This is a genomic window from Prosthecodimorpha hirschii (genome assembly GCF_001305515.1).
GTDB lineage: Bacteria > Pseudomonadota > Alphaproteobacteria > Rhizobiales > Ancalomicrobiaceae > Prosthecodimorpha > Prosthecodimorpha hirschii.
This window is the reverse complement of record NZ_LJYW01000001.1, coordinates 4483642-4506435: the sequence shown is the minus strand read 5'-3', so window position 1 is coordinate 4506435 and position 22794 is coordinate 4483642. Positions and strand designations below refer to the sequence as shown.

General features: G+C 69.8%; 17 protein-coding genes. 9 read left to right on the top strand and 8 right to left on the bottom strand.

The window, feature by feature from the left end:
• Position 1 precedes the first annotated feature (1 nt).
• Both ABB55_RS19800 and ABB55_RS19795 read left to right on the top strand, forming a co-directional pair.
• Positions 2 to 802, top strand: a complete 801-nt coding sequence (locus tag ABB55_RS19800) for a creatininase family protein (RefSeq protein ID WP_054360347.1) — start codon at positions 2 to 4, stop codon at positions 800 to 802.
• A gap of 121 nt (positions 803 to 923) precedes the next feature.
• Positions 924 to 1319 carry a DUF4259 domain-containing protein gene (locus ABB55_RS19795; RefSeq protein WP_054360346.1) on the top strand — a complete coding sequence of 132 codons (396 nt, stop codon included), beginning with the start codon at positions 924 to 926 and terminating at the stop codon, positions 1317 to 1319.
• 144 nt (positions 1320 to 1463) lie between these two features.
• On the opposite strand, the gene ABB55_RS19790 is transcribed toward ABB55_RS19795, so the two are convergent.
• Both ABB55_RS19790 and eda read right to left on the bottom strand, forming a co-directional pair.
• Positions 1464 to 2225, bottom strand: coding sequence for a tellurite resistance TerB family protein (locus ABB55_RS19790; RefSeq protein ID WP_054360345.1), 762 nt, complete (start codon positions 2223 to 2225; stop codon positions 1464 to 1466).
• Between the two features lie 103 nt (positions 2226 to 2328).
• A complete protein-coding gene (gene eda, locus ABB55_RS19785) occupies positions 2329 to 2967 on the bottom strand; it encodes a bifunctional 4-hydroxy-2-oxoglutarate aldolase/2-dehydro-3-deoxy-phosphogluconate aldolase (protein ID WP_054360344.1) in 639 nt (212 codons plus the stop codon).
• 196 nt (positions 2968 to 3163) lie between these two features.
• Between eda and ABB55_RS19780 the strand changes: the two genes are divergently transcribed.
• Positions 3164 to 3952, top strand: a complete 789-nt coding sequence (locus ABB55_RS19780; protein ID WP_244472188.1) for a sulfotransferase family protein — start codon at positions 3164 to 3166, stop codon at positions 3950 to 3952.
• A gap of 28 nt (positions 3953 to 3980) precedes the next feature.
• Here ABB55_RS19780 and ABB55_RS19775 read toward each other — a convergent pair whose 3' ends face one another.
• A complete protein-coding gene (locus ABB55_RS19775) occupies positions 3981 to 4460 on the bottom strand; it encodes a DUF2269 family protein (protein WP_054360342.1) in 480 nt (159 codons plus the stop codon).
• 347 nt (positions 4461 to 4807) lie between these two features.
• Between ABB55_RS19775 and ABB55_RS19770 the strand changes: the two genes are divergently transcribed.
• From ABB55_RS19770 to ABB55_RS19750, 5 genes are all read left to right on the top strand, one after another.
• Positions 4808 to 5455, top strand: coding sequence for an exopolysaccharide biosynthesis protein (locus tag ABB55_RS19770; protein ID WP_054360341.1), 648 nt, complete (start codon positions 4808 to 4810; stop codon positions 5453 to 5455).
• Between the two features lie 253 nt (positions 5456 to 5708).
• On the top strand, positions 5709 to 6524 hold the full coding sequence (locus tag ABB55_RS19765) for a TrmH family RNA methyltransferase (RefSeq protein ID WP_054360340.1): 816 nt from the start codon (positions 5709 to 5711) through the stop codon (positions 6522 to 6524).
• Between the two features lie 140 nt (positions 6525 to 6664).
• Positions 6665 to 8185 (top strand): S10 family peptidase, encoded by a 1521-nt coding sequence (locus tag ABB55_RS19760; protein ID WP_054360339.1) that lies wholly within the window; start codon positions 6665 to 6667, stop codon positions 8183 to 8185.
• Between the two features lie 169 nt (positions 8186 to 8354).
• Positions 8355 to 9356 carry an LLM class flavin-dependent oxidoreductase gene (locus ABB55_RS19755; protein WP_054362185.1) on the top strand — a complete coding sequence of 334 codons (1002 nt, stop codon included), beginning with the start codon at positions 8355 to 8357 and terminating at the stop codon, positions 9354 to 9356.
• Between the two features lie 307 nt (positions 9357 to 9663).
• Complete coding sequence (locus ABB55_RS19750) at positions 9664 to 10707, top strand: IS110 family RNA-guided transposase (RefSeq protein ID WP_054360338.1); 1044 nt, start codon at positions 9664 to 9666, stop codon at positions 10705 to 10707.
• A gap of 1067 nt (positions 10708 to 11774) precedes the next feature.
• Here the strand turns inward: ABB55_RS19750 and ABB55_RS19745 are convergent.
• The 3 genes from ABB55_RS19745 to ABB55_RS29895 form a co-directional block, all read right to left on the bottom strand.
• A complete protein-coding gene (locus ABB55_RS19745; RefSeq protein ID WP_244472079.1) occupies positions 11775 to 12566 on the bottom strand; it encodes a hypothetical protein in 792 nt (263 codons plus the stop codon).
• Positions 12567 to 12666: 100 nt separating this feature from the next.
• Positions 12667 to 13113 (bottom strand): type II 3-dehydroquinate dehydratase, encoded by a 447-nt coding sequence (gene aroQ / locus ABB55_RS19740; protein ID WP_054360337.1) that lies wholly within the window; start codon positions 13111 to 13113, stop codon positions 12667 to 12669.
• A gap of 227 nt (positions 13114 to 13340) precedes the next feature.
• Positions 13341 to 20426 (bottom strand): calcium-binding protein, encoded by a 7086-nt coding sequence (locus ABB55_RS29895; protein ID WP_054360336.1) that lies wholly within the window; start codon positions 20424 to 20426, stop codon positions 13341 to 13343.
• A 428-nt stretch (positions 20427 to 20854) separates the two neighbouring features.
• On the opposite strand from ABB55_RS29895, the gene ABB55_RS19730 reads away from it, so the two are divergent.
• Entirely contained in the window at positions 20855 to 21331 is a 477-nt protein-coding gene (locus tag ABB55_RS19730) for a VOC family protein (RefSeq protein ID WP_054360335.1), read from the top strand.
• A 153-nt stretch (positions 21332 to 21484) separates the two neighbouring features.
• Here the strand turns inward: ABB55_RS19730 and ABB55_RS19725 are convergent, their stop codons facing one another.
• Positions 21485 to 22288 carry a tetratricopeptide repeat protein gene (locus ABB55_RS19725; RefSeq protein WP_054360334.1) on the bottom strand — a complete coding sequence of 268 codons (804 nt, stop codon included), beginning with the start codon at positions 22286 to 22288 and terminating at the stop codon, positions 21485 to 21487.
• 246 nt (positions 22289 to 22534) lie between these two features.
• A partial coding sequence (locus ABB55_RS19720; RefSeq protein ID WP_054360333.1) for a hypothetical protein occupies positions 22535 to 22794 on the bottom strand: 260 nt, incomplete at its 5' end.

Sequence of the window (22794 nt, the reverse complement as noted above, 5' to 3'; positions counted from 1 at the left end):
CATGCCCCCCAAGCGCTACTGGCACGAACTGACCAGCTTCGACTTCCGCACCCCCGACGTGGCCGATTGGATCGCCGTCCTGCCGGTGGCGGCGATCGAGCAGCACGGGCCGCACCTGCCCGTGGCGACCGACATGGTGATCAACGAGGGGCATGTCGCGCGCACGCTCGCGATCCTGCCGGCCGACCTGCCGGTGCTGTTCCTGCCGACCCAGGCGATCGGCAAGTCGAACGAGCACATCTCCTCGCCCGGCACGCTGACCTTCACATGGGAGACGGTCACCAAGGCCTGGCTGGAGATCGGCGACAGCGTCGCCCGCGCCGGCGTTCGCAAGCTGGTGATCATCAACAGCCACGGCGGCAACGTGCCGATCATCGACATCGTCGCGCGCGAATTGCGGGTGCGTCACGACATGCTGGTCGTCGGCACCGCCTGGTCGCGCTTCGGCCAGCCGGACGGGCTCTATGGCGAGAAGGACCGCCGCTTCGGCATCCATGGCGGCGAGATCGAGACCTCGATCATGCTCGCGCTCCGGCCCGACCTCGTGAAGATGGCCGAGGCGCGCGACTTCCGCTCGAACCAGGAGAATTTCGAGCAGGAATTCAAGCATCTGCGTGCCCACGGCCTGAGCCAGTTCGGCTGGAAGGCGCAGGATCTCAACCCGGACGGCACGGTCGGCGACGCCTCGATCGCGACCGCCGCCAAGGGCGAGGCCTCGCTCGATCATGCCGCCCGCACCATGGTCGAGCTCCTGACCGACGTGCACCGCTTCGACCCCGCCCGCCTGTGGCGGCCGGCCTGACGCATCCCGGCGCACCGCCGCCCCGCCGATTGTCGCGCCCGCCACGCCGTGGTTGCGCCGTCACATGATCTGCAGCCGCATCCGCTAGTCTGGTCCCATCGCGCCTGAACGGGGGGATCGGATGGGCACCTGGGGACCTCACGCATTTGAAAACGATTCGGCGCTCGATCTGATCGCGGAGGTCGCCGACGGCGGCGGCCTCGCCCGCCTCGAAGCGGCGATCGACCGGATCCTGGCGGCGACCGACGATCTCGACGCGTCGGAGGCCGAGGCCGGTCTGGCCGCCGGTGCGATCCTGGCGCTGATGGCCGGACGCGGCGACGGCAGCGAGGTTCCCGAGGACCTCGCCGGCTGGCTCGCGGAGGCGGGTACGGCGCCGCCGGCACTGCTCGCCAAGGCCCGCAAGGCCGCCGCGCGGACCCTCGCCGAGGGTTCGGAACTGGCCGAGCTCTGGAACGAAGGCCCCGATGCGGAGATTTGGCGCGACGCGGTCAACGACCTGATCGAGCGGCTCTGAACGGCCGCATCGGACCGGCCAGCGCCGGGGAACTGGCCTGCATGGGCGATCGGGCCAAAGGCGGCGATCAAGCCCACGCCGGAGATCGGGCCTGCGTGGGCGATCGGGCTTGCGTGGGCGATCGGGCCGGCTCCGTTGTCCGCCTCAGCCCGCGGCGCGGGCGGCCGCGACCCGGGCCTCGATTTCCGCCACGAGGCCGGGCTCCAGCCCGAGCCGGCTGGCCAGTTCGGCCAGATAGGCCTTCTCCGAATTGCGGTCCGGCGTGATGGCCAGCGTGGAAGCCGCGTAGATCTGGGTCGCCACCTGCGGCGAGGTCGCGGCGGCGACCACCTTCTCGATGTCGACCGGGCTGGAGAGTTCGGCCTCCAGGAAGCTGTTGGCTTCCGGATCGAGACCGGCGGCCGCAGCCTTGCCGAGGATGGTCTGGTATTCCTTCGGATCGACCACGCCGTCGGCCTTGGCGGCATTGATCATGGCGACGATCAGCGTCGCCGCCAGACCCTGTTCGCCCTCGGGATGCTCGACGGCCGGCGGGCCGGCTTCGGCGGGCGCCCCCGCCCCCTTGCTTGCCTGCCAGTTCGAATAGGCCTTCCAGGCGAGGCCGCCGATCGCCGCCAGGGCGCCCGCCTGCAGCGCCGTGCCGCCGACCTTGCGGCCGGTCTCTGTGCCGAACAGGACGCCGAGGAGACCGCCGGCCGCCGCGCCGATGCCGAGCTGTTCGGCGTTGCGGGTGACATAGTCGCGCGCCTTGTCGACGGTGTCCTGGCCGAAGATCTGGCTGGCCTGGCCGGCCACCGTCTCGGTGCCCTGGCCGAGCAGATCGCGGCCCTTGGTCAGGAGATCGTCCGCGAGGGCGCCGCCCTGCGGGCCGACCAGCTGATCGAGAAGCTTCCGGGCATCGAACATGGCAAAGTCCTCCCTGAACACGGGAGGACTGTGGGGATTGCCACCGTCATCTGCAAGACGGGACTGATGCGAAAGCCGGGATGGGCCGCAGCCGGAGATCCGCTCAGAGGCGCGCCAGTGCAGCCGCCTCCCGCGCCAGCGTCTCGATCCGCGCCCAGTCGCGCGCCTTGACCGCATCGGCCGGGACGACCCAGGAGCCGCCGACGCACATCACGTTGGGCAGGGCGAGATATTTCGGCGCCTTTTCGAGCGTGATGCCGCCGGTCGGGCAGAAGCGCAGATGCGGCAGCGGCGAGGCCAGCGCCTTCAGGTATTCGGCACCGCCGGCCGGCTCGGCCGGGAAGAACTTCATCCGGCGGTAGCCGTGCTCGGCGAGCGTCATCGCCTCGCCGGCCGTCGCGACGCCGGGCAGCAGCGGCACCGGCGAGCCCTCCGCGGCATGGATCAGCTTCGGCGAGGCGCCGGGCGAAACCAGGAACTCCGCCCCGCAGGCGACCGCGGCGGTCAGCTGGTCGATGTCGAGCACCGTGCCGGCGCCGACCACGGCGCCCTCGATCGCCTTGCAGGCCGTCAGGCAATCCAGGGCGGCCGGCGTGCGAAGGGTGATTTCGAGCACCGGCAGGCCACCGCGGACCAGCGCGCGGCCGATCTCGACGGCGCTCTCCGGATCGTCGAAGAGCAGGACCGGAATGACGGGGGCCATCGCCACGATGGCATCAAGACGATCGATATCCTGGGTCATGCCCCTGCTTAATCCATCGTATCCGCGATGAGAAGGCTTTGCCGCGCCAACCCACCGCGTTCACGCCGGACCGGCGGGCCGGCTTGCCGCCGGCGGCCGGATCTGAAAGTTTCGCTGCCGGTCCGGGTGCCGTGCGGCCGGCCCTGTCGGTTGCCGGTCTAGTCAGTGTTGAGGGAAAGAGGCCATCGTGACCTGGATGCAGCGCCTCGCCGAAAGGGTCGGACTGGGACCGCGCACCGAGCGCCATTTCGTCGTCGTGCCGAAGCTCGGGCTTGCCTATGGCCGGATCCCGAAGGTCGCCAACACCTCGATCCGGACGCTGCTCGCCCGCCATGTCCGGCGCACGCCGGAGGGTCGCGAGATGCCGCCCAACACGGATGCCTTCTGGCAGACCGGGACGGAGGATGCCGCGATCCTGAGCGCGGCCGAACTGAAGGCGCGCCATCCGGATGTCTTCGTCTTCTCCTTCGTCCGCGATCCGTTCGACCGGCTGGTCTCCTGCTGGTGCGACATGATCGACCGGCCGCGCACCGTGCTGCCGGCGCTGGCCGCCAACGGCTTTGCGGCCGGAATGGATTTCGCCGCCTTTCTCCGCCATGCCGCCACCGTGGCGGACCGGCGCGCCGACCTGCATGTCCGCGCCCAGGCCGCGATGCTGGTCGAGGGCGGGCGCGTGGTCCCGGACTTCGTCGGCCGCTACGAGCGGCTGGCCGAGGACTGGGACGTGGTCGTCGCCGAGGCCCATGCGCGCAGCGGCATCCGGCTCGACCCGCTGCCGCAGTCCAACATCCGGCGCCGCGACCGTTCCGACGTGCCGCTGCTGTTTGCCGATCCGGCGCTGATCGAGATCGCGCGCACCCGCTACGCCGAGGATTTCCGGCGCTGGTATCCGGACCGCGCCGAGCCGCGTGCCGGCATCGCCCCGCCGCCGCCCGCACCCAAGGCGCTGCCCCGCACGCCCCGCCGCAAGCCCGAACGGGCCTGAGGGGTCTCCTCCAAACCGGAAACGGGCGTCAGTCCCAGCCCGGGATCGCCGGCCGTGCGATCATCAGTGCCACGATCGCCATCACGGCCGCGAAGGCCGGGAAGCCGAAGGCGAACCACCAGGCGAACAGGCGGTGATAGAGCGGCGGCAAGGCCTGACCGGTGCGCAGGGCCGCGGCCGCCAGATCGCGCATCCTCATCTGCATGACCACCACCGGCAGCCAGAAGGCGCCGGTGACCAGATAGAGCAGCAGCGCCAGCGCGATCCAGCCGTCGCCGGGCGACAGGCCGAGCATGTGCACCAGGCCGAGGCCGGTCAGCGGCTGTACGACCACGGCGGTCGCCGTAAACAGGAAATCGGCGATCACGACGATCCGGGCCACCCCGGCGATCGTCGCGACATCGCCGGTGCGGTGCGCCGCGACCATGAAGAAGGCGATGCCGGCCCCGGTTCCGAGCAGCACGCAGGCGCCGATGACATGCAGGAACTTCAATGCGATATAAAGCAACGGCGCCTCCCGGCCGGGCGAGACCGACCCGACATTCGGGCAAGCCCGGGCGTCGCGCAATCGCCGACGCCGACGAGGGGTCGCCGCACCGGGGCGCCGCCGGTCACCCGGTCTGGTCCAGGCCGGCCGGCTTCGGCGCCGCCGCCATCCCTTGATTTTCGCGGCCCGGACACGATCTAGGGACCAGCGAGGCGGCAAGGGGCCACGCCGGAGCGCGCGGTGCCCGTCCACGGCTGTGGCGCCACGCCAATGGCCGGGCGGCGACGCCGGAAGATGCGGCGTTCTCGCCGACGGGGCCGCGGACCGGCTGAGACCGGCAAGCGGAAGAATGGGATTGTCGTGCACTGATGACGGACCACAACGGTGCGCACCCCTCCCAGCCCGATCTCTCCGCCCTGCCGGCCTCGCGCCGCCTGAACGCCCTGGCCGAAAGCCTCGATGCCGAGACGGTCGAGCTCGGCGAACTGGTCGATCGGCTCGGCCATGCCGGCTTCGGCTTCTTCCTGCTGATCCTGACCATCATCGTGCTGATCCCCATTCCCGGCCCGGTCGGAATGGTGCTCGGCATTGTGATCGGATTCGTCGCCCTGCAGCTCCTCATCGGCGCCCGGCGGCTCTGGCTGCCCGGCTTCATGCGCCGCCGCCGCATCCCTGCGGCGCCGCTGAAGAGCATGCTACTGCGCATCATCCCTAAGCTCGCCTGGGCGGAGGCCTTCCTGAAACCGCGCCGCTGGCCGCGGCTGACCGGCTTCGGCGCCCGCAGCCTGCTCGCCGTGCCGGTGCTGTTGATGGGGGCGACCATCTCGCTGCCGATCCCGCTCGGCAATTTCATGCCGGCCCTGGCCCTGATGGCGGTCGCGCTCGGCCTGATCGTGCGCGACGGGCTCGCGGTCATCGCCGGTCTGGTGCTCGCCGTGCTGGCGATCTTCTGGACATCGGCCCTGTTCGTGCTCGGCGCCGAACTGACCGCCTCGCTGATCGCGCTGCTGCCCTAATGGCGACCGGCCCGCACCGGCGGCGGATGCCGGTCGGTGCCGTCGGCCTGCGGCCAGACGCGCCGGCAGGGCGCCCGGCTCGAAGGGGGAGGTGCCGGACCGGTGGCGGGGGCTAACCGGTCCGGGCACCGTGACGGGTCCTCGACATGATGACGAACCGGACCCAACGTCATACTCCGCTCGCGGCCCTGTCACGGCGCCGACGCGTCCCGTAAGCTCCATGCCAGCCTGACGCAGCGACCGTGGAGACTCCGTGCCGCCTCTGATTCCGATCGACGACCCGGACGATCCGCGCATCGCCGCCTTCCGCGACATCCGCGAGCGCGACCTCGTCCGCCGCGACCATCTGTTCGTCGCCGAAGGCGAGGTGGTGCTCAATGTCCTGGCCCGGTCGCCGCTGTGCCGGCCGACGACGCTTCTCCTGCTCGACAGCCGCGTCGCGGCTTTGGCGCCGCTCCTCGACGCGCTTGCCGAGGACGTTCCGGTCCATGTCGCCCCGCGCACCGTCATCGACCGGATCGTCGGCTTCCCGCTGCATCGCGGCATCCTGGCGCTCGGCCGGCGGGTGGAGACGCCGACGCCGAACGACCTCCTGGCGCGGCTTTCGACGACGCGCGCCCGGGTCCTGGTGCTGGTCGGCATCGCCAATCACGACAATATGGGCGGCATCCTGCGCAACGCCGCCGCCTTCGGCGCCGATGCGGTGCTGATCGACCACGCCTCCTGCGATCCGCTCTATCGCAAGGCGATCCGGGTCTCGGTCGGCGGCGCGCTGGTGGTGCCTTTCGCGCGCCTCGAAGTCGGCCGCGATCCCGTCGAGCTCGTCCGCGCCGCCGGGCTGGAACCCGTCGCCCTGACGCCCTCCGGCGCCGAAACGCTCGCCGATCTGCCCGACCTGCCGCGCGCCGCCCTGCTGTTCGGCACCGAAGGCCCCGGCCTGCCGGCGGCCACCATCGCCCGCTGCCGCGGCATCCGCATTCCGATGGCCGGCGGCTTCGACAGCCTCAACGTCGCCACCACCAGCGGCATCGTCCTGCACCATCTGGCCGAGCAGAAATCGCCGCGATGATCCGGCTTTCGATCCTCTAAGCCGGCTTACGATCACGATTTCGGGATCGGCGGCCGGCCTCCCAAGCCGCTCCGTCGAGCCGACCGCCTCGGTCGGGCCGCAATCGGCCGGGCAGAATCGGGACAGACCGGAGGTTCCCGATGCGCCATAGCCTTGCCGCCCTGCTTCTCGCCGCATCGATCCTCGCCGTCCCGGCCGCCCCGGGGGCCTTCGCCCAATCCGACGCCGCCGCGCCGCCGGCACGGGCGGCCGTCCGCCCCGCCCCCGACAATCCGTCCGAACTGCCGCCGCCGAGCGTCACCCGCCACCGGCTGAAACTGCCCGACGGCGAACTCGCCTTCACGGCCACCGCCGGCGCCACCCGGCTCTACGACGACGGCGGCACGCCGATCGCCGATTTCGTGCTGACCAGCTACCGCCTCGACGGCGCCGATCCGGCGCGCCGGCCGGTCGCCTTCGTGGTCAATGGCGGCCCCGGCGCGTCTTCGGCCTGGCTCCAGTTCGGCGCGCTCGGTCCCTGGCGGCTGGTGCTCGACGGTGCCGCCGTGCCGCCCTCGACGCCGCCGCGTCTGGTCGACAATGCGGAGGGCTGGCTCGCCTTCACGGATCTGGTCTTCATCGACCCGCCCGGCACCGGCTACAGCCGCCTCGTCGGCAGCGGCGACGACATCCGCCGGCGCGCCTATTCGGTCGACGGCGACATCGATTTCCTGGCCGCGATCATCCGCCGCTGGACGGAGGACAATCGCCGCGAGCTGTCGCCGAAGGTCTTTGTCGGCGAAAGCTATGGCGGCTTCCGCGGCCCCCTCCTCGCCCGGGCGCTGGCGACCGACCACGGCGTCGGCCTGAAGGGCCTCGTCCTGGTCTCGCCGGTGCTCGACTTCCGCCTGCGCGACAGCCGCAACATCCAGGCCGAGGCCGCGCTGCTGCCGTCGATGGTCGCCGCCGCGCGCCGGCTCGATCCCGCCCTCGCCGGCCCGCCGATCGCGGAGATCGAACGGATCGCGGCCAGCGAACACCTCGCCGATCTGGCCCGCGGCCCCCGCGACGAGGCCGCGCGCGGGCGGATCGTGGACCGCGTCGCCGCCTGGACCGGGCTCGACCGTGCGCTGGTCGCCCAATATGGCGGGCGCCTGCCGCTGAACGTCTTCCTCAACCATGTCGACCGGCGCGGTGGCCGCTTCGCCAGCCCCTACGATGCCGCCGCGGTCGGCCTCGACCCGAATCCGTTCGGCGAGAGTCACGGCGCGCTCGATCCGGTGCTCGACGCCCTCAAGGCCCCGTTCACGTCGGCCGCGCGCGAACTCTATGCCGGCAAGCTCGACTGGGCGCCGAAGCGCCGCTACGAGGTGCTCTCGAACGGGGTCAACCGGGCCTGGGAATGGGGCCGCTCGCTGTCGCCGCCGCAATCCTCCGGCGCGCTGGCCGAGATGCTGGCCGCCGACCCGACGCTCGGCACGGTCGTCGTGCATGGCTCGGCCGACCTGGTCACGCCCTACATGGCCTCGCGCTTCGCCATGGACCAGATCGCGGTGCCGGGCGTCGGCGACCGCCTGCAGCTGCGCGTTCTCGCCGGCGGGCACATGTTCTACGCCGACCCGGCCTCGCGCATCGCCTTCCGGGATATCGGCCGCGACCTCGTCGCCGGCGCGGCGCGGTAGCGACCGGAGCGCCGGGCAGCCCCCCGCCGGACGCCGGTCGCAAGCCCGGCCGCGCCCCCTATATGATCGGGATCGTCCGCGGACCGCACGGCACGGATGGCCGTGCGGTCCGCGGCCCCTCCGAATGCGCGGTTCGATCGCTTCGACCCTCAGCGACAAGGCAGGCCCGATGCTCCCTCTCTCGGTGCTCGATCTCTCTCCCGTTCCCGAAGGCGCCGACGCGGCGACGGCACTCGCCAATACGGTCGATCTGGCCATTCTGGCCGAACAGCTCGGCTATCACCGCTACTGGCTCGCCGAGCACCACAACATGGCCGGCATCGCCAGCGCGGCGACCGCCGTCGTGATCGGCCGGGTCGCCGCCGCGACCCGCACGATCCGGGTCGGCTCGGGCGGCATCATGCTGCCGAACCATTCGCCGCTGGTCATCGCCGAGCAGTTCGGCACGCTGGCGAGCCTGTTTCCGAACCGGATCGATCTCGGCCTCGGCCGCGCCCCCGGCACCGATCAGCTGACCGCCCAGGCGATGCGCCGCGATCTGCACGCCGCCGCCGAGCATTTCCCGCAGGACGTGATCGAGCTGATCCGCCTGTTCGAGCCGGCCCAGCCGGGCCAGAAGCTGCGCGCCGTTCCGGGCGAAGGCCTGCGCGTGCCGGTCTTCATCCTCGGGTCGAGCCTGTTCGGCGCACAGCTTGCCGCCATGCTCGGGCTGCCTTTCGCCTTCGCATCGCATTTCGCCCCGGCCCAGTTGCACGAGGCGCTACACATCTATCGCACCCGCTACGAGCCGTCCGAGCGCTGGCCGCAGCCGCATGCCATCGTGGCGATCGGCGCGGTGGCGGCGGAAACCGATGCCGCGGCCGAACTCCTGTTCACGTCGCAGCAGCAGGCCGTGCTCAACCTGCGCCGCGGCATGCCCGGCCGCCTGCCGGCGCCGGACCCCACCTTTACGGAGCGTCTGACCCCGATGGAACGGCATGCGCTCGACCAGTGGCTCGCCTATTCGGTCGTCGGCGGCCCGGACCGCGTGCGCCAGCGCCTAGCCGCGATCGTCGCGGAAACCCAGGCCGACGAGATCATCGCCACCGGCCAGATCTTCGACCACGCCGCCCGCCGCCGTTCCTTCGAACTCCTCGCCACCGCCCGCGACGGTCTCGCCCTGGCGGCGTGATCGCTGGCGCCGGCGATTGGCGGGGGACTGTTGTCTCGAGGGAGTGCCCCAAACTCCCGGAGGGCCGCAGATCTCCCCGGCTCGCATCCCCGGACAAGGCCCGTAGGGCCGCCGATCCGGGGCCTACTCGCCTGCGAGCGGCGTCAAGATTGCAAGCAAAAACAAGATCTTGCTACTTGCTTCCAGCAAAGTAGGTCCCGGCTCTGCGCTTCGCTTCGGCCGGGAATGTTGATGTGGATGGCTCCCTCCTGCGGCATCTGAGTGCCAGAGTGTGTCTTGCAACGGACACGATGGATAGGAGCCATCCATGAGCGAGATTATCAGAATTGGGGTCGACTTGGCCAAGCTGGTTTTCCAGATGCACGGTGTCGACGCGGCGGATCGGGCGCTGCTGCGGCGGCAGGTGAAGCGGGCGCAGTTCATCGGGTTCCTGGCGCAGCTGCCGCCATGCCTGGTGGTGATGGAGGCCTGCGGTTCGGCTCACCACTGGGCACGCCGGATCGCGGCGCTCGGTCACGAGGTCCGACTGGTGCCGGCGGCCTATGTGAAGCCCTACGTCAAGCGCAACAAGAACGACGCCATCGACGCGGAGGCGATCTGCGAGGCGGGCGGGCGGGCGAGCATGCGCTTCGTTCCGGTCAAGTCGGCCGAGGCCCAGGCGGTCGGGATGCTGCACGGCACGCGCCAGCTGATGGTGAAGATGCGGACGATGCAGGTCAACGCCTTGCGCGGTCATCTCGCCGAGTTCGGGCTGATCGCGGCCAAGGGGATCGAGAAGCTGCCGGTTCTGGCGGCGCTGGTGGAGGAGACGCCGGCCGATGCGCTGCCGGAGATCGCGCGCTCGAGCCTGCGGGCGCTGCTCGGCGGCATCCACCGGCTGGACGAGGAGATCGCCGGCCTGGAGGCGGAGCTGAAGGCCTGGCATCGCGGCAACGAGGTCAGCCGGCGGCTGGCGGAGATCCCCGGCATCGGGCTGATGACTGCGACCGCGCTGGCCGTCAGGGTCGTCGATCCCGGCCTGTTCCGCAACGGCCGCGACCTCGCCGCCTGGGTGGGACTGACGCCGCGCCAGGATTCGACCGGCGGCAGGACCCGGCTCGGCAGGATCACCAAGGCAGGCGACGCGCTCCTGCGCCGGCTCCTGATGCTCGGCGCGACCTCGCTCATCAGAAGCCTGAAGACATCGGACAGCGCCCTGGGGCGCTGGGTCCGAGCGCTGCTGGCGCGCCGCCCGCCGAAGGTGGTCGCGATCGCGCTCGCCAACAAGCTGGCGCGCATCGCCTGGGTGGTGATGGCGCGGGGTGAGCCCTTCGACCCCCGGCGCCTGGAGGCGGCGGCCGGGGCAGCCTGACACGAACCGGCCGCCACGCAGACCCGACCCGCAAGGGGCGGCAACGATTGGCGAGGGTGAACCGAAGAGGTGAAAGCACGCGGTCGACCCGCAATCCGGAAAACCCGCCGCACGCATCGCTCCTTCGAGAGCATGGGAATGTTCGGGACCGGATCAGCGGACTTCATCTGGGCCGTGGTCCCAAGGACCACAACGTCAAGGCCGTACACATGCCTGCACCCGACCAACCTGCGCAAACCTCGAAAATACACCTTGCCAAACGGCAGCCATCCACACATGCGTTGGGGGATTGCGTATCTGTCCCCAAATCCATCGCGCGCGCCTTCCCGGATCCGGGGGACCCGCTGCAATCTCGCGGGTCGCATCCCCCGGACAAGGCCCGAAGGGCCGCCGATCCGGGGCCTACTCGCTTGCGCGCGGCGGCAAGATTGCGATGATAGACAAGGGCTTGTGACTAGTTCCGTCCAGCAGAGTAGGTCCCGGCTCTCCGCTTGCGCTCCGGCCGGGAATGCGATGCGAGATGGTGCATCCCTTCCCGGATCCGGGGGCGCCATCGATCCCTCAACCGACCCCCCGGACAAGGCCCGCAAGCCCATCGATCCCCCGGCCCGCATCCCCGGACAAGGCCCGCAAGCCCGCCGATCTCCCGGCCGCATCCCCGGACAAGGACCGCAAACCCGCCGATCCCCCGGCCGCATCCCCGGACAAGGCCCGAAGGGCCGCCGATCCGGGGCCTACTCGCTTGCGCGCGGCGGCAAGATTGCGATGATAGACAAGGGCTTGTGACAAGTTTCCAGCAGAGTAGGTCCCGGCTCTCCGCTTGCGCTCCGGCCGGGAATGCGATGCGAGATGGTGCATCCCTTCCCGGATCCGGGGGCCCCATCGATCTCTCAACCGACCACCCGGACAAGGCCCGCAAGCCCATCGATCTCCCGGCCGCATCCCCCGACAAGGCCCGCAGGCCCATCGATCCCCCGGCCCGCTTCCCCGGACAAGGCCCGTAGGGCCGCCGATCCGGGGCCCACTCGCAGGCGAGCAGCGTCAAGATCATCAATTTTCAGAACGGTTTATCGGAAGTCCGACGGCAGCGAGGGCTCCAACACCCCGCCTTCGGTCACAAACCTGGCTTCGGAGCAATCGGACCGCAGGTCCTCCGCGGCGAAGGCCAGCACGGCGCGGCGGGCGGCGCGTTCGCCGGCTTCCCGGCTGGATTTGTCGACATGGGCGGTGCGATTGACGACCTGGAGGTTGGGGGTGCCCCAGAAGCCGAGCAGGTTCGGCCAGGGCAGATCGCGGTGGTCGCGCCAGACCTGGAACAGCGGTACGCGGTGGTCGACCTCGGCCGTCTTCAGGAGCCGCTTGCCCGTCAGGGCGCAGCGCCGGCTCTGGCGCTTCTTGAGCGCGGCCAGCCCGGTGACCGGCTGGGTCCAGAGCTTCCAGGCGGCGACGCAGGCGGAATGCCAGCGGGCGGTGCGGTTGGGACGGCCGTCCTGCCAGAGATCGCGGTGCCAGCCGAGCCGGAACACCGGCTGGCCGCAGACGCAGCAGCGCCCCGGCTCGCCCGCCATCACCTCCGCGCGCCAGGGCGCCGGCGGCAGGCGGAAGCCGGTCGCGTCCGGCAGGTCCCAGCGCCAGCCCTCGGGCGTGCCGGACCGGCGCGCCAGCGCGCGGGCGAGCGCGTCGGCGCGCAGCGGATGGTGACGCCAGTACGTCTCCATGATCAGGCGCGGCGTCGGCGGCACGAAGGGGCGCGCCATCGCGAAGGCGAGCACGGCCGGCGGGAACAGCTCCGGCAGGCTGCGCTCCAGCCGCGCGCGCGACCGTGCATTGCGCTCCGCTCGAAAGGAATTGTCCGCCATGCTCGTCCCGGCTCCGGCTCGTCCGCCGAGCCTCACCCGATTCGGGTGAAGGCATTCTCAACGGACGGATCGCTTCCGCCGCAGCTCGAACCCGCCGCGATCACGCCTTGTCGGCGGTGAGCTTCGCCAGCCGCTGCAGGGCGAGCGGATAGCCCTGGGTGCCGAAACCGGCGATCACCCCGGAGGCGACGAGCGAGACATAGGAATGGTGGCGGAAGGATTCCCGCTTGTGCACGTTGGAGATATGCACCTCGATGATCGGGAATTCGCAGGTCGACAGGGCGTCCAGGATGGCGACCGAGGTGTGCGTATAGGCGGCCGGATTGATCACGATGCCGGCGGCGGTCTCGCGCGCCTCGTGGATCCAGTCGATGATCTGGTGTTCGGCATTGGACTGGTGGAAACGGATGTCCAGACCCAGCTCCGCCCCGACGCGCCGGCATTCGGCCTCGATATCGGCGAGCGTCTCATAGCCGTAGATATGCGGCTGGCGCTTGCCGAGCAGGTTCAGGTTCGGGCCGTTGAGGACGAAGACGAGGCGGCTCATGGACGGATCTCACGTTCGGTTGGGGGCGCGAGACTAGAGCCTTTCGCGATCGAGCGGAAGCCGGCCCCCGTTCGGAGCCGCATCGATTCAACAGCTTAGAGAAGCCCATCGGCGGGCGGCAGGAACGGCGGACGGCGGGGCCGGCCGGCCCCGGCTGCCGTCTGCTGGACGGCGTCTCGCGCCATCGGGCGGCGGGCGCGAGGGCCGCCGCCCGTCGTGCGTCGCCGTCAGAACAGGAACGACCCGGCCTGCAGATCGTTCGGATCGGCGACGCCGACCAGCAGGACCGTGTCGCCGTTCGGCATCTGCACCAGCGTGTCGGCCCCCTGGTCGACGAAGGTCAGGCTGGCATAGTCGGTGCCGTAGGCCGACAGGTCGATCATGTCCTCGCCGACCGTGAAGTCGGAGATCTGATCGGTCCCGCCGCCCTCGATGAACACGAAGGTGTCGTCGCCGGTGCCGCCCGTCAGACTGTCGTCGCCGAGACCGCCCGACAGCGTGTCGTTGCCGCCGCCGCCCGACAGGCTGTTGGCGGCCGTGTTGCCGAGGATGGTGTTGTCGAGCCCGTTGCCGGTGCCGTCGATCGCCTGCACGCCGATGAGGGTCAGGTTTTCGACATTGGCGCTGAGCGTGAAGTCGACCGAGCTGCGCACCTCGTCGGTGCCGGTCCCGGTCTCGGAAACCACGTCGCCGACATTGTCGACCACATAGACATCGTCGCCGTCGCCGCCCGACAGGCTGTCGACGCCGAGGCCGCCCTCCAGCATGTCGTTGCCGGCGCCGCCGTCGAGCGTGTCGTTGCCGTCCTCGCCGTAGAGCTGGTCATGGCCGTCGAGGCCGGTCAGCACGTTGGCGCCGGAATTGCCCGTGAGGGTGTTGTCGAGCGCGTTGCCGGTGCCGTTGATCGCGGCCGTGCCTTCGAGCGACAGGGTCTCGACATTGGCCGAGAGCGTGTAGCTGACGGTGGACTCGACCGAGTCGATGCCTTCGCCGGCCAGTTCGGTGACCACGTCGCCGGTCGCATCGACCACATAATGGTCGTCGCCGTCGCCGCCCGCCATGCTGTCGGTGCCGGTGCCGCCGTCGAGTTCGTCGTTGCCGAGCCCGCCGGTCAGCGTGTCGTTGCCGGCGGCGCCCGAGAGGACGTCGTCGCCGTCCTGGCCGTCGAGCTGATTGGCGCCGGAATTGCCGGTCAGCACGTTGTCGAGGCCGTTGCCGGTGCCGTTGATCGCGGCGGTGCCGGTCAGGATCAGGTTCTCGACATTGTCGCCGAGCGTGTAGGTCACCGACGCATTGACGGTGTCGATGCCGGTGCCCGTGCCGGCATCCTCGACCACCACGTCGCCGACCGCGTCGACCACATAGACGTCGTTGCCGAGCCCGCCGGTCATGCTGTCGTTGCCGGTGCCGCCGTCGAGCGTATCGGCGCCGCCGCCGCCCGAAAGCGTGTCGTCGCCGGCGGCACCCGACAGCGAGTTGTTGCCGCCATTGCCGGTGATGACGTTGGCGACCGTGTTGCCGATGCCGTTGATCGCGCCTGTGCCGGTCAGGATCAGGTTTTCGACATTGGTGCCGAGCGTGAAGGTGACCGAGGCCTGCACCGTGTCGGTGCCTTGGTTCGCCGCCTCGGTGACCACGTCGGTGGTCGAATCGACCACATAGCTGTCGTCGCCGGCGCCGCCCACCATGGTGTCCTTGCCGGCGCCGCCGTCGAGGCTGTCGTTGCCGTTGCCGCCGACGAGACTGTCGGTGCCGCCGCCGCCGAGCAGCGTGTCGTTGCCGTCGGCGCCGGTCAGCGTGTTGGCGCCGGTATTGCCGGTGATGACGTTGTCGAGATTGTTGCCGGTGCCGGTCAGGTTGCCGGAGCCGGTCAGGGTCAGGTTCTCGAACAGCGAGCCGAGCGTCCAGCTGACCGTGCTGATCACCGTGTCGGTGCCGCCGGCCTGGGTGGAATCCTCGGTCAGCTTGTCCTTGGAATTGTCGACGTAATAGGTGTCGTTGCCGGTGCCGCCGACCAGGCTGTCGTTGCCGGTGCCGCCGTCGAGCGTGTCGTTGCCGGCGCCGCCGGTCAGCGTGTTCTTGCCGCTGTTGCCGGTCAGATTGTTGTCGGAGCCGTTGCCGGTCGCCGAAATCGACGACGATCCGGTCAGCACCAGGTTCTCGACATTGGCCGCGAGCGTATAGGCGACCGAACTCTGCACCGTGTCGATGCCGGCATCGGCACCCTCTTGGACCACGTCGCCGCCGGCATCGACCACATAGGTGTCGTCGCCGGTGCCGCCGACCATGCTGTCGTTGCCGGTGCCGCCGTCGAGCGTGTCGTTGCCGCCATTGCCGGTCAGCGTGTCGTTGCCGGCGAGGCCGGACAGCTTGTTGGCGCTGTCGTTGCCGGTCAGCGCGTTGTTGCTGGCATTGCCGGTGCCGCTGACCGCGCCGCTGCCGGTCAGGATCAGGGTCTCGACATTGGTGGCGAGCGTGTAGGCGACCGAGGCATAGATGGTGTCGGTGCCGGCATTGGAGGCCTCCGTCACCACGTCGCCGGTCGCATCGACATAGTAGGTGTCGTTGCCGGTGCCGCCGACCATCGTGTCGTTGCCGGTGCCGCCGACGATCGTATCGTTGCCGTCGCCGCCGGAAAGCGAGTTCGCGCCCGAATTGCCGGTCAGCAGGTTGGCGAGCGCGTTGCCCGTGCCGTTGATGGCGGCCGATCCCGCCAGCGTCAGGTTCTCGACATTGGCGCCGAGCGTGAAGGTCACCGAACTGGTCACCAGGTCGGTGCCGCCGCCCGCCGCTTCGGTGACGGTGTCGCCGACATTGTCGACCACGTAGCGATCGTCGCCGGCGCCGCCGGCCATGCTGTCGGCGCCGGTGCCGCCGTCGATCGTGTCGTTGCCGCCATTGGCCGTGAGGGTGTCGTTGCCGGCCCCGCCATTCAGGGAATTGTCCGCGTCGTTGCCGGTGATCGCGTTGGCGAGATCGTTGCCGATGCCGTTGATCGCCGTCGTGCCGGTCAGCACGAGATTCTCGACATAGCTGCCGAGCGTCCAGGAGACCGAGCTGTTGACCGTATCGGTACCGCCCTGACCGGTGGAATCCTCGGTCACCACATCGCTGAGGGAATCGACGAAATAGGAGTCGTTGCCGGTCCCGCCGCTCATCAGGTCGTTGCCGGTCCCGCCGGTCAGCGTGTCGTTGCCGGCGCCGCCCGACATCGTGTCGTTGCCGAGACCGCCGTCGAGCGCGTTGTTGCCGGTATTGCCGGTCATGACGTTGCCGGCATCGTTGCCGGTGCCGGTGAAATTGCCGGTCCCGGTCAGGACCAGGTTTTCCAGGTTGGCGGCGAGCGTGTAGCTCAGCCCGGCCTGGACCGTATCGGTGCCCTCGCTGGCATTCTCGGCGATCTGGTCGGCGAAGTCGTCGACGATATAGGTGTCGTTGCCGGCCCCGCCGGCCATGCTGTCGGCACCGACGCCGCCGTCGAGCGTGTCGTTGCCGCCGCCGCCGTCGATCGTGTCGCTGCCGTCGCCGCCGGAGAGCGCGTTGTTGCCGCTGTTGCCGGTCATCACGTTGGCGAGCGCGTTGCCGGTGCCGTTGACGTTGGAGCCGCCGGTCAGGACCAGATTCTCGAGCTGGGCGCCGAGCGTGTAGGCGACCGCGCTCTTGACGGTATCGGTGCCGCCGCCCGCGCCTTCCACCACCACGTCGCCGGCATTGTCGACCACATAGGTGTCGTCGCCGATGCCGCCCGTCATGCTGTCGGCGCCGGTCCCGCCGTCGAGCGTATCGTTGCCGCCATTGCCGTTGAGCGTGTCGTTGCCGTCGGCACCGGACAGGGAATTGGCGCCCGAATTGCCGGTCAGGACGTTTGCGAGCGAATTGCCGGTGCCCTTCAGGTCGGCGGTCCCGGTCAGGGTCAGGTTCTCGACATAGCTGCCGAGGACATAGTCGATCGAGGCCTCGACGCGGTCCGTGCCGCCCTGCGCGGTGGTGTCCTCGACCACCAGATCCTGCGCGCTGTCGACGACATAGACGTCGTCGCCGATGCCGCCGGACATGGAATCGTTGCCGGTGCCGCCGTCGAGCGTGTCGTTGCCGCCGCCGCCGAGCAGGGTGTCGTTGCCGCCCGCGCCCGCGAGGCTGTTGTTGCCGTCGTTGCCGGTCAGCCGGTTGGCGAGCTCGTCGCCGGTCAGGTTGAAATTGCCGGTCCCGATCAGGACGATGTTCTCGACATTGGCGATCGAGCCGACATCGACGGTCGTATAGACCGTGTCGGTGCCGCCGCCGGCCGCCTCGACCACGATGTCGGTCAGGCTGTCGACGAAATAGGTGTCGTTGCCGAGGCCGCCGACCATGCTGTCGTCGCCGGTGCCGCCGTCGAGCGTGTCGTTGCCGTTGCCGCCGTCGAGCGTATCGGCGCCGTCGCCGCCGGACAGCGAGTTCGCGCCGGTATTGCCCGTGATGGTGTTGGCGAGGACGTTGCCGGTGGCGTTGATCTGCGACGAGCCGGTCAGCGTGATGATCTCGACACCGATCCCGGCCACGAACGAGACCGAGCTGATCACCGTGTCGGTGCCGCCGGAATCGGTGACCGTGTCGCCGACATTGTCGACATAGTAGAGGTCGTCGCCGGTGCCGCCGGACATGGAATCGGCGCCGGTGCCGCCGTCGATGGTGTTGTTGCCGTTGCCGCCGTCGATCGTGTCGTTGCCGCCGCCGCCGTCGATCGAGTTTGCGGCCGAATTGCCGATGATCGTGTTGGCAAGGCTGTTGCCGAAACCGTTGATCGCCGCCGAGCCCAACAGGGTCAGGTTCTCGACATTGGTGCCGGTCTCGTAGGTGACCGTCGTGAAGACGGTGTCGGTACCGCCCTGGTTGGACGCCTCGGTCACGGTGTCGGAGGTCGAATCGACGACATAGACATCGTCGCCGGTGCCGCCGGACATGGAATCGTTGCCGGTGCCGCCATTGAGCGTGTCGTTGCCGGCGCCGCCGTCGAGGGTGTCGTTGCCGTCGTCGCCGGACAGCGCGTTGGCGCCGTCATTGCCGGTGATGACGTTCTTGGACGCGTTGCCGGTGCCCGAGAAGTCCCCGGTTCCCGTGAGGGTGAGGTTCTCCAGATTGGCGGAAAGCGCGTAGCTGAACGAGGCGACGACGGTGTCGGTGCCCTCGCTGGCATTCTCGACGACCGTGTCGGAGACGCTATCGACATAATAGGTGTCGTCGCCGATGCCGCCGACCAGACTGTCGTTGCCGGTGCCGCCGTCGAGGATGTCGGATCCGTCGCCACCCCAAATGGTGTCGTTGCCGCCCGCCCCGGACAGGGAATTGGCGCCGGAATTGCCCGTGATGGTGTTGGCGAGGTCGTTGCCGAGGCCGGTCAGCGATGCGGTGCCGGTCAGGATCAGGTTCTCGATGCCGGTCCCGAGCTGGAAGCTGACCACGCTCGACACGGTATCGGTGCCGCTCGAATCCGAGATCACGTCGCCGGCGCTGCTGACATAGTAGAAGTCGTCGCCGGCGCCGCCGTCCATGCTGTCGCCGCCGTAGCCGCCGTCCAGCGTATCGTTGCCGTCGCCGCCCAGCAGCGTGTCGTCGCCATCGGCGCCAGACAGGCTGTTGGCGAGGCCGTTGCCGTTGATGATGTTGTCCGAGCCGTTGCCGGTGCCGTTGGTGGCCGTGCCGGTCAGCGTCAGATTTTCCAGATTGCTGGCGAGCGTGTAGCTGACCGCCGCGTAGACCGTGTCGGTGCCGCTGTCGAGGCCCGACCCCTCGATGATCACGTCGGAGGCGCTGTCGACATAATAGGTGTCGTTGCCGTCGCCGCCGTCGAGCCGGTCGATGCCGGCGCCGCCGTCCAGCGTGTCGTCGCCGGCCGCGCCGATCAGCGTGTTGGCGCTGCCGTTGCCGGTGATGTCGTTGTCGAGGCTGTTGCCGGTTCCGGTCGAGGCCAGCGTTCCGGTCAGGACCAGGTTTTCGAGATAGTCGCCGAGCGTGTAGCTGTCGCCCGAATAGACCGTATCGGTGCCGCCGTTGGCGGTCGAATCCTCGATGATGACATCGCTATTGGTATCGACATAATAGGTGTCGTCGCCGGTGCCGCCCGACATCGTGTCGACACCGGTACCGCCGTCGATGGTGTTGTTGCCGGAATTGCCGGTGATCGTGTTGTCGAGATCGTTGCCGGTGCCGCTGATATTGCCGGTCCCGGTCAGGACCAGCTTCTCGATATAGGACCCGAGCGTGTAGGACGCCGACGCCTCGACCGTATCGACGCCGCCGGTCGAGGTCCCGTCGGTTTCGACGGCCAGGTCGTTGGTGTCGTCGACGATATAGAGGTCGTCGCCGGTGCCGCCTTCCATGCTGTCGACGCCGGTGCCGCCGTCGAGCGTGTCGACGCCGCCGTCGCCGATCAGGGTGTCGTTGCCGCCGGCGCCCGCCAGGCTGTTGGCGCCGGAATTGCCGGTGATCGTGTTGGCGAGGCCGTTGCCGGTGCCGTCGATGTCGGCGATGCCGGTCAGGACGAGATTTTCGACATTGGCGGTCAGCGTATAGTCGATCGAGCTCTGCACCGTGTCGGTGCCCTCGTTCGCATTCTCGCTGACCACGTCGCCGATATCGTCGACCACGAAGGTATCGTCGCCGGCGCCGCCCGACATCGTATCGGCGCCAGTGCCGCCGTCGATGCTGTTGTTGCCGCTGTTGCCGGCGATGACGTTGCCGACGCTGTTGCCGAAGCCGTTGATGTTGCCCGAGCCGGTGAGCGTCAGGTTTTCGAAATTCGTCGCGAGCGTCCAGGTGACCGAGCTCTGCACCGTGTCGGTGCCCTGGCCGGCGCTTTCGACGAGGGAATCGCTGAGGGTGTCGACCACGAAGGTGTCGTTGCCGAGGCCGCCGACCAGCGTGTCGTTGCCGGCGCCGCCGTCCAGCGTGTCGTTGCCGTCGCCACCCGACAGGCTGTTGCCGCCACCGTTGCCGGTGATCGCATTGTCGAGCGTGTTGCCGGTGCCGTCGATGCCGTTGAAGCCGGTCAGCACCAGGTTCTCGACATAGTTGCCGAGCGTGTAGTCGATCGAGCTCTCGACGGTGTCGGTGCCCTCGCCGGTCAACTCCACGACGACATCGCCGACATCGTCGACCACATAGGTGTCGTCGCCGGTGCTGCCGACCATGGAATCGGAGCCGGTGCCGCCGTCGAGCGTGTCGCTGCCGCCGAGCCCGTTCAGGGTATCGTTGCCGCCGAGGCCTTCGATCAGGTCGTCCGAGGCCGTCCCGTTGAGAACCTGAGACGTGAAGTCACCCGTGATCGTAGCCATCGGCGGTCCCTACTCAGTCCTTTGCGGCCCCCGGCTTGCGCCGGACCCTCGTCGCGCTCTCGGCCGCTGGCCCCCGGACCGCATCCGCGGTCCCGACGCCGTCCGCCTTCCGGACCTCGTTCCCGGCCGCACCCGCTCGCCGGCCCATCGATGGGCCGGCCGATGGCGCGATCGAAAATGGCCGCGCCCGGGCGCAACCCGCAGGCGGGTCGAACCTTAACAGTCCGTCACCCTAGAATGTGTACAGCGCCGGCGGTGTGACGAAAGGCACAGCATCGGCATGGCCGTCGACGGCGCCGACACGTGAGAATCGGCACGATGGGGGCCGTTCCGGATGCCGATCGGGCGAAATCTGGTCGGGATGTGTCGGAAATCCGCGCTGCGTGGCGTCCTTGGTACCGGATAGGCTTCATCCCGGGAGGACCCTCATGAGCAAGATCACGACCTGCCTCTGGTACGAGCGCGACGCCGAGACGGCGGCCCGCCTCTATGTCTCGCTCTTCGCCGATTCGCAGATCGACGCGATCCACCGCAATCCGATCGACGGTCCGTCGGGCGCCGCGGGCTCCGTGCTGGTGGTCGAATTCACGCTCGCCGGACGGCGCCACATGGCGCTCAACGGCGGCATGGCGATGCCCTACAGCAACGCCGTCTCGATCTATGTCGATTGTGCCGATCAGGCCGAGGTCGACCGCCTGTGGGATGCGCTCCTGGCCGACGGCGGCCGCCCGGAGCAATGCGGCTGGCTGCGCGACCGCTGGGACGTGCCCTGGCAGATCATCCCGGCGGCGCTGCCGCGCCTGATCGCCGATCCCGATCCGGCCCGCGCCGCCCGCGCGATGGCGGCCATGATGGAGATGGTCAAGATCGACATCGCCGCGCTGGAGCGCGCGGCCGACGGCTGACCGCCCGGACGCGCCGCCGGTGCCCGGGCGGATGGGCCGCCGGTGCTCGGGCGGATGGGCGGACAGCGCAAGCCACCGTTCCGCAAGTCACGGACCCGCGAACCTCGATCGCCGCCGCCGCCGGGGCGGCGCGATCGGCTTTCCCGGGGCGGGCTACTTGCCGGCGTCGAGCTTGGCCAGACGGTCTTTCGCTTCGGCATCGCCGGCGGCCACCGCCTTCTCGTACCAGGCGCGCGCGGCCGCGAGGTCGATCGCGAGGCCGCCGGTGCCGGACGTGTAGGCGTCGCCGAGGTTGAGCATGGCGACCGGCTCGCCCTGCTCGGCGGCCTGGCGATAGAGCGCGATCGCCGCGCGAGCGTCGCGGCGGACGCCCTTGCCGCCCTCCTCCAGCAGGGCGCCGAGGCTGTTCATGGCCTGCGGCGAGCCCCGCGCGGCGCCCTTCCGGAAGAAGCGGGCCGCCTTGCGGTCACTGCGCCGGACGCCCTCGCCGTCGCGATAGATGACGCCGAGATTGTTCCAGGCGGTCGCATCGCCGCGCTTGGCGGCCAGGCGATAGAGCTGGCGCGCCCGCTTCGGGTTCGCGGCCACGCCCTGGCCGTTTTCGACCATGTAGCCGATCGAGGTCAGCGCCGCCGCCGAGCCGAAGGCGCCGGCCACCCGGAAATGGGCCAGCGCCGGGCCGAACTGGCCGAGCTTGTGGTGGGCGCGGCCGAGCTGGTGGATCAGCCGGCGGTTGCCCGGCGCGGAGCGGACCGCCTCGGTACAGGCCTCCAGCGCCGCCGCGCCGTCCATGTCGGCCATCAACAGGCCGCGCGTGCCGGCCGGCAGGTCGGGGTCGCCCGTGCGCCCCGCTCGGGCGTCGCAGAGCTGCGCGGCCTCCGATTCGGCGGCGGCGACGGAGGCGACCGGAAGGCCGGTGGCCAGCAGGACGGCAAGGACGGAGACGGCGCGAAACATACTCCACCTCAAGGTTCGTGCGATGACGGAAACGGCGGAACGAGGCCGGCGACGTGCCCGTCACCGGCCTCGGCTTGGTCTTGGATCCTGTGGCCCCGGCCCGGGATCGGGGCCGGAGGGGTCCGGCCCCGCACCCCGGGTCAGGGGCGCGAAAGGCCGGCATCTCGTCCCTGGCGCGCGGCGACCGGATCGCCGGTCACCGCGGGCCTTGGTCACCGAGCGACCGTCGTCACCGGGCGACCATGGTCACGGGGTGACCTGGATGGTGACGCGGGCGAGGCCGAGCTGGGGGGCGGGTTTGGTCGGGACGACGGCGAGGTCGCGGTCGAGGGCGGCCTTGTCGGCTTCCGCGAAGGGCTCGCCGGCGGTCTTCACCGGCGTGATCGGGCGCGGGTCGCTGGTGCACAGCGCCGTCACCGTCTCCAGCGCCGGGCCGGTCGCCACCACCGTCTGCGGTGCCCCGCCGCCCGACACGAACAGCGTCTGCCCGGGCTGCACCAGCGGGT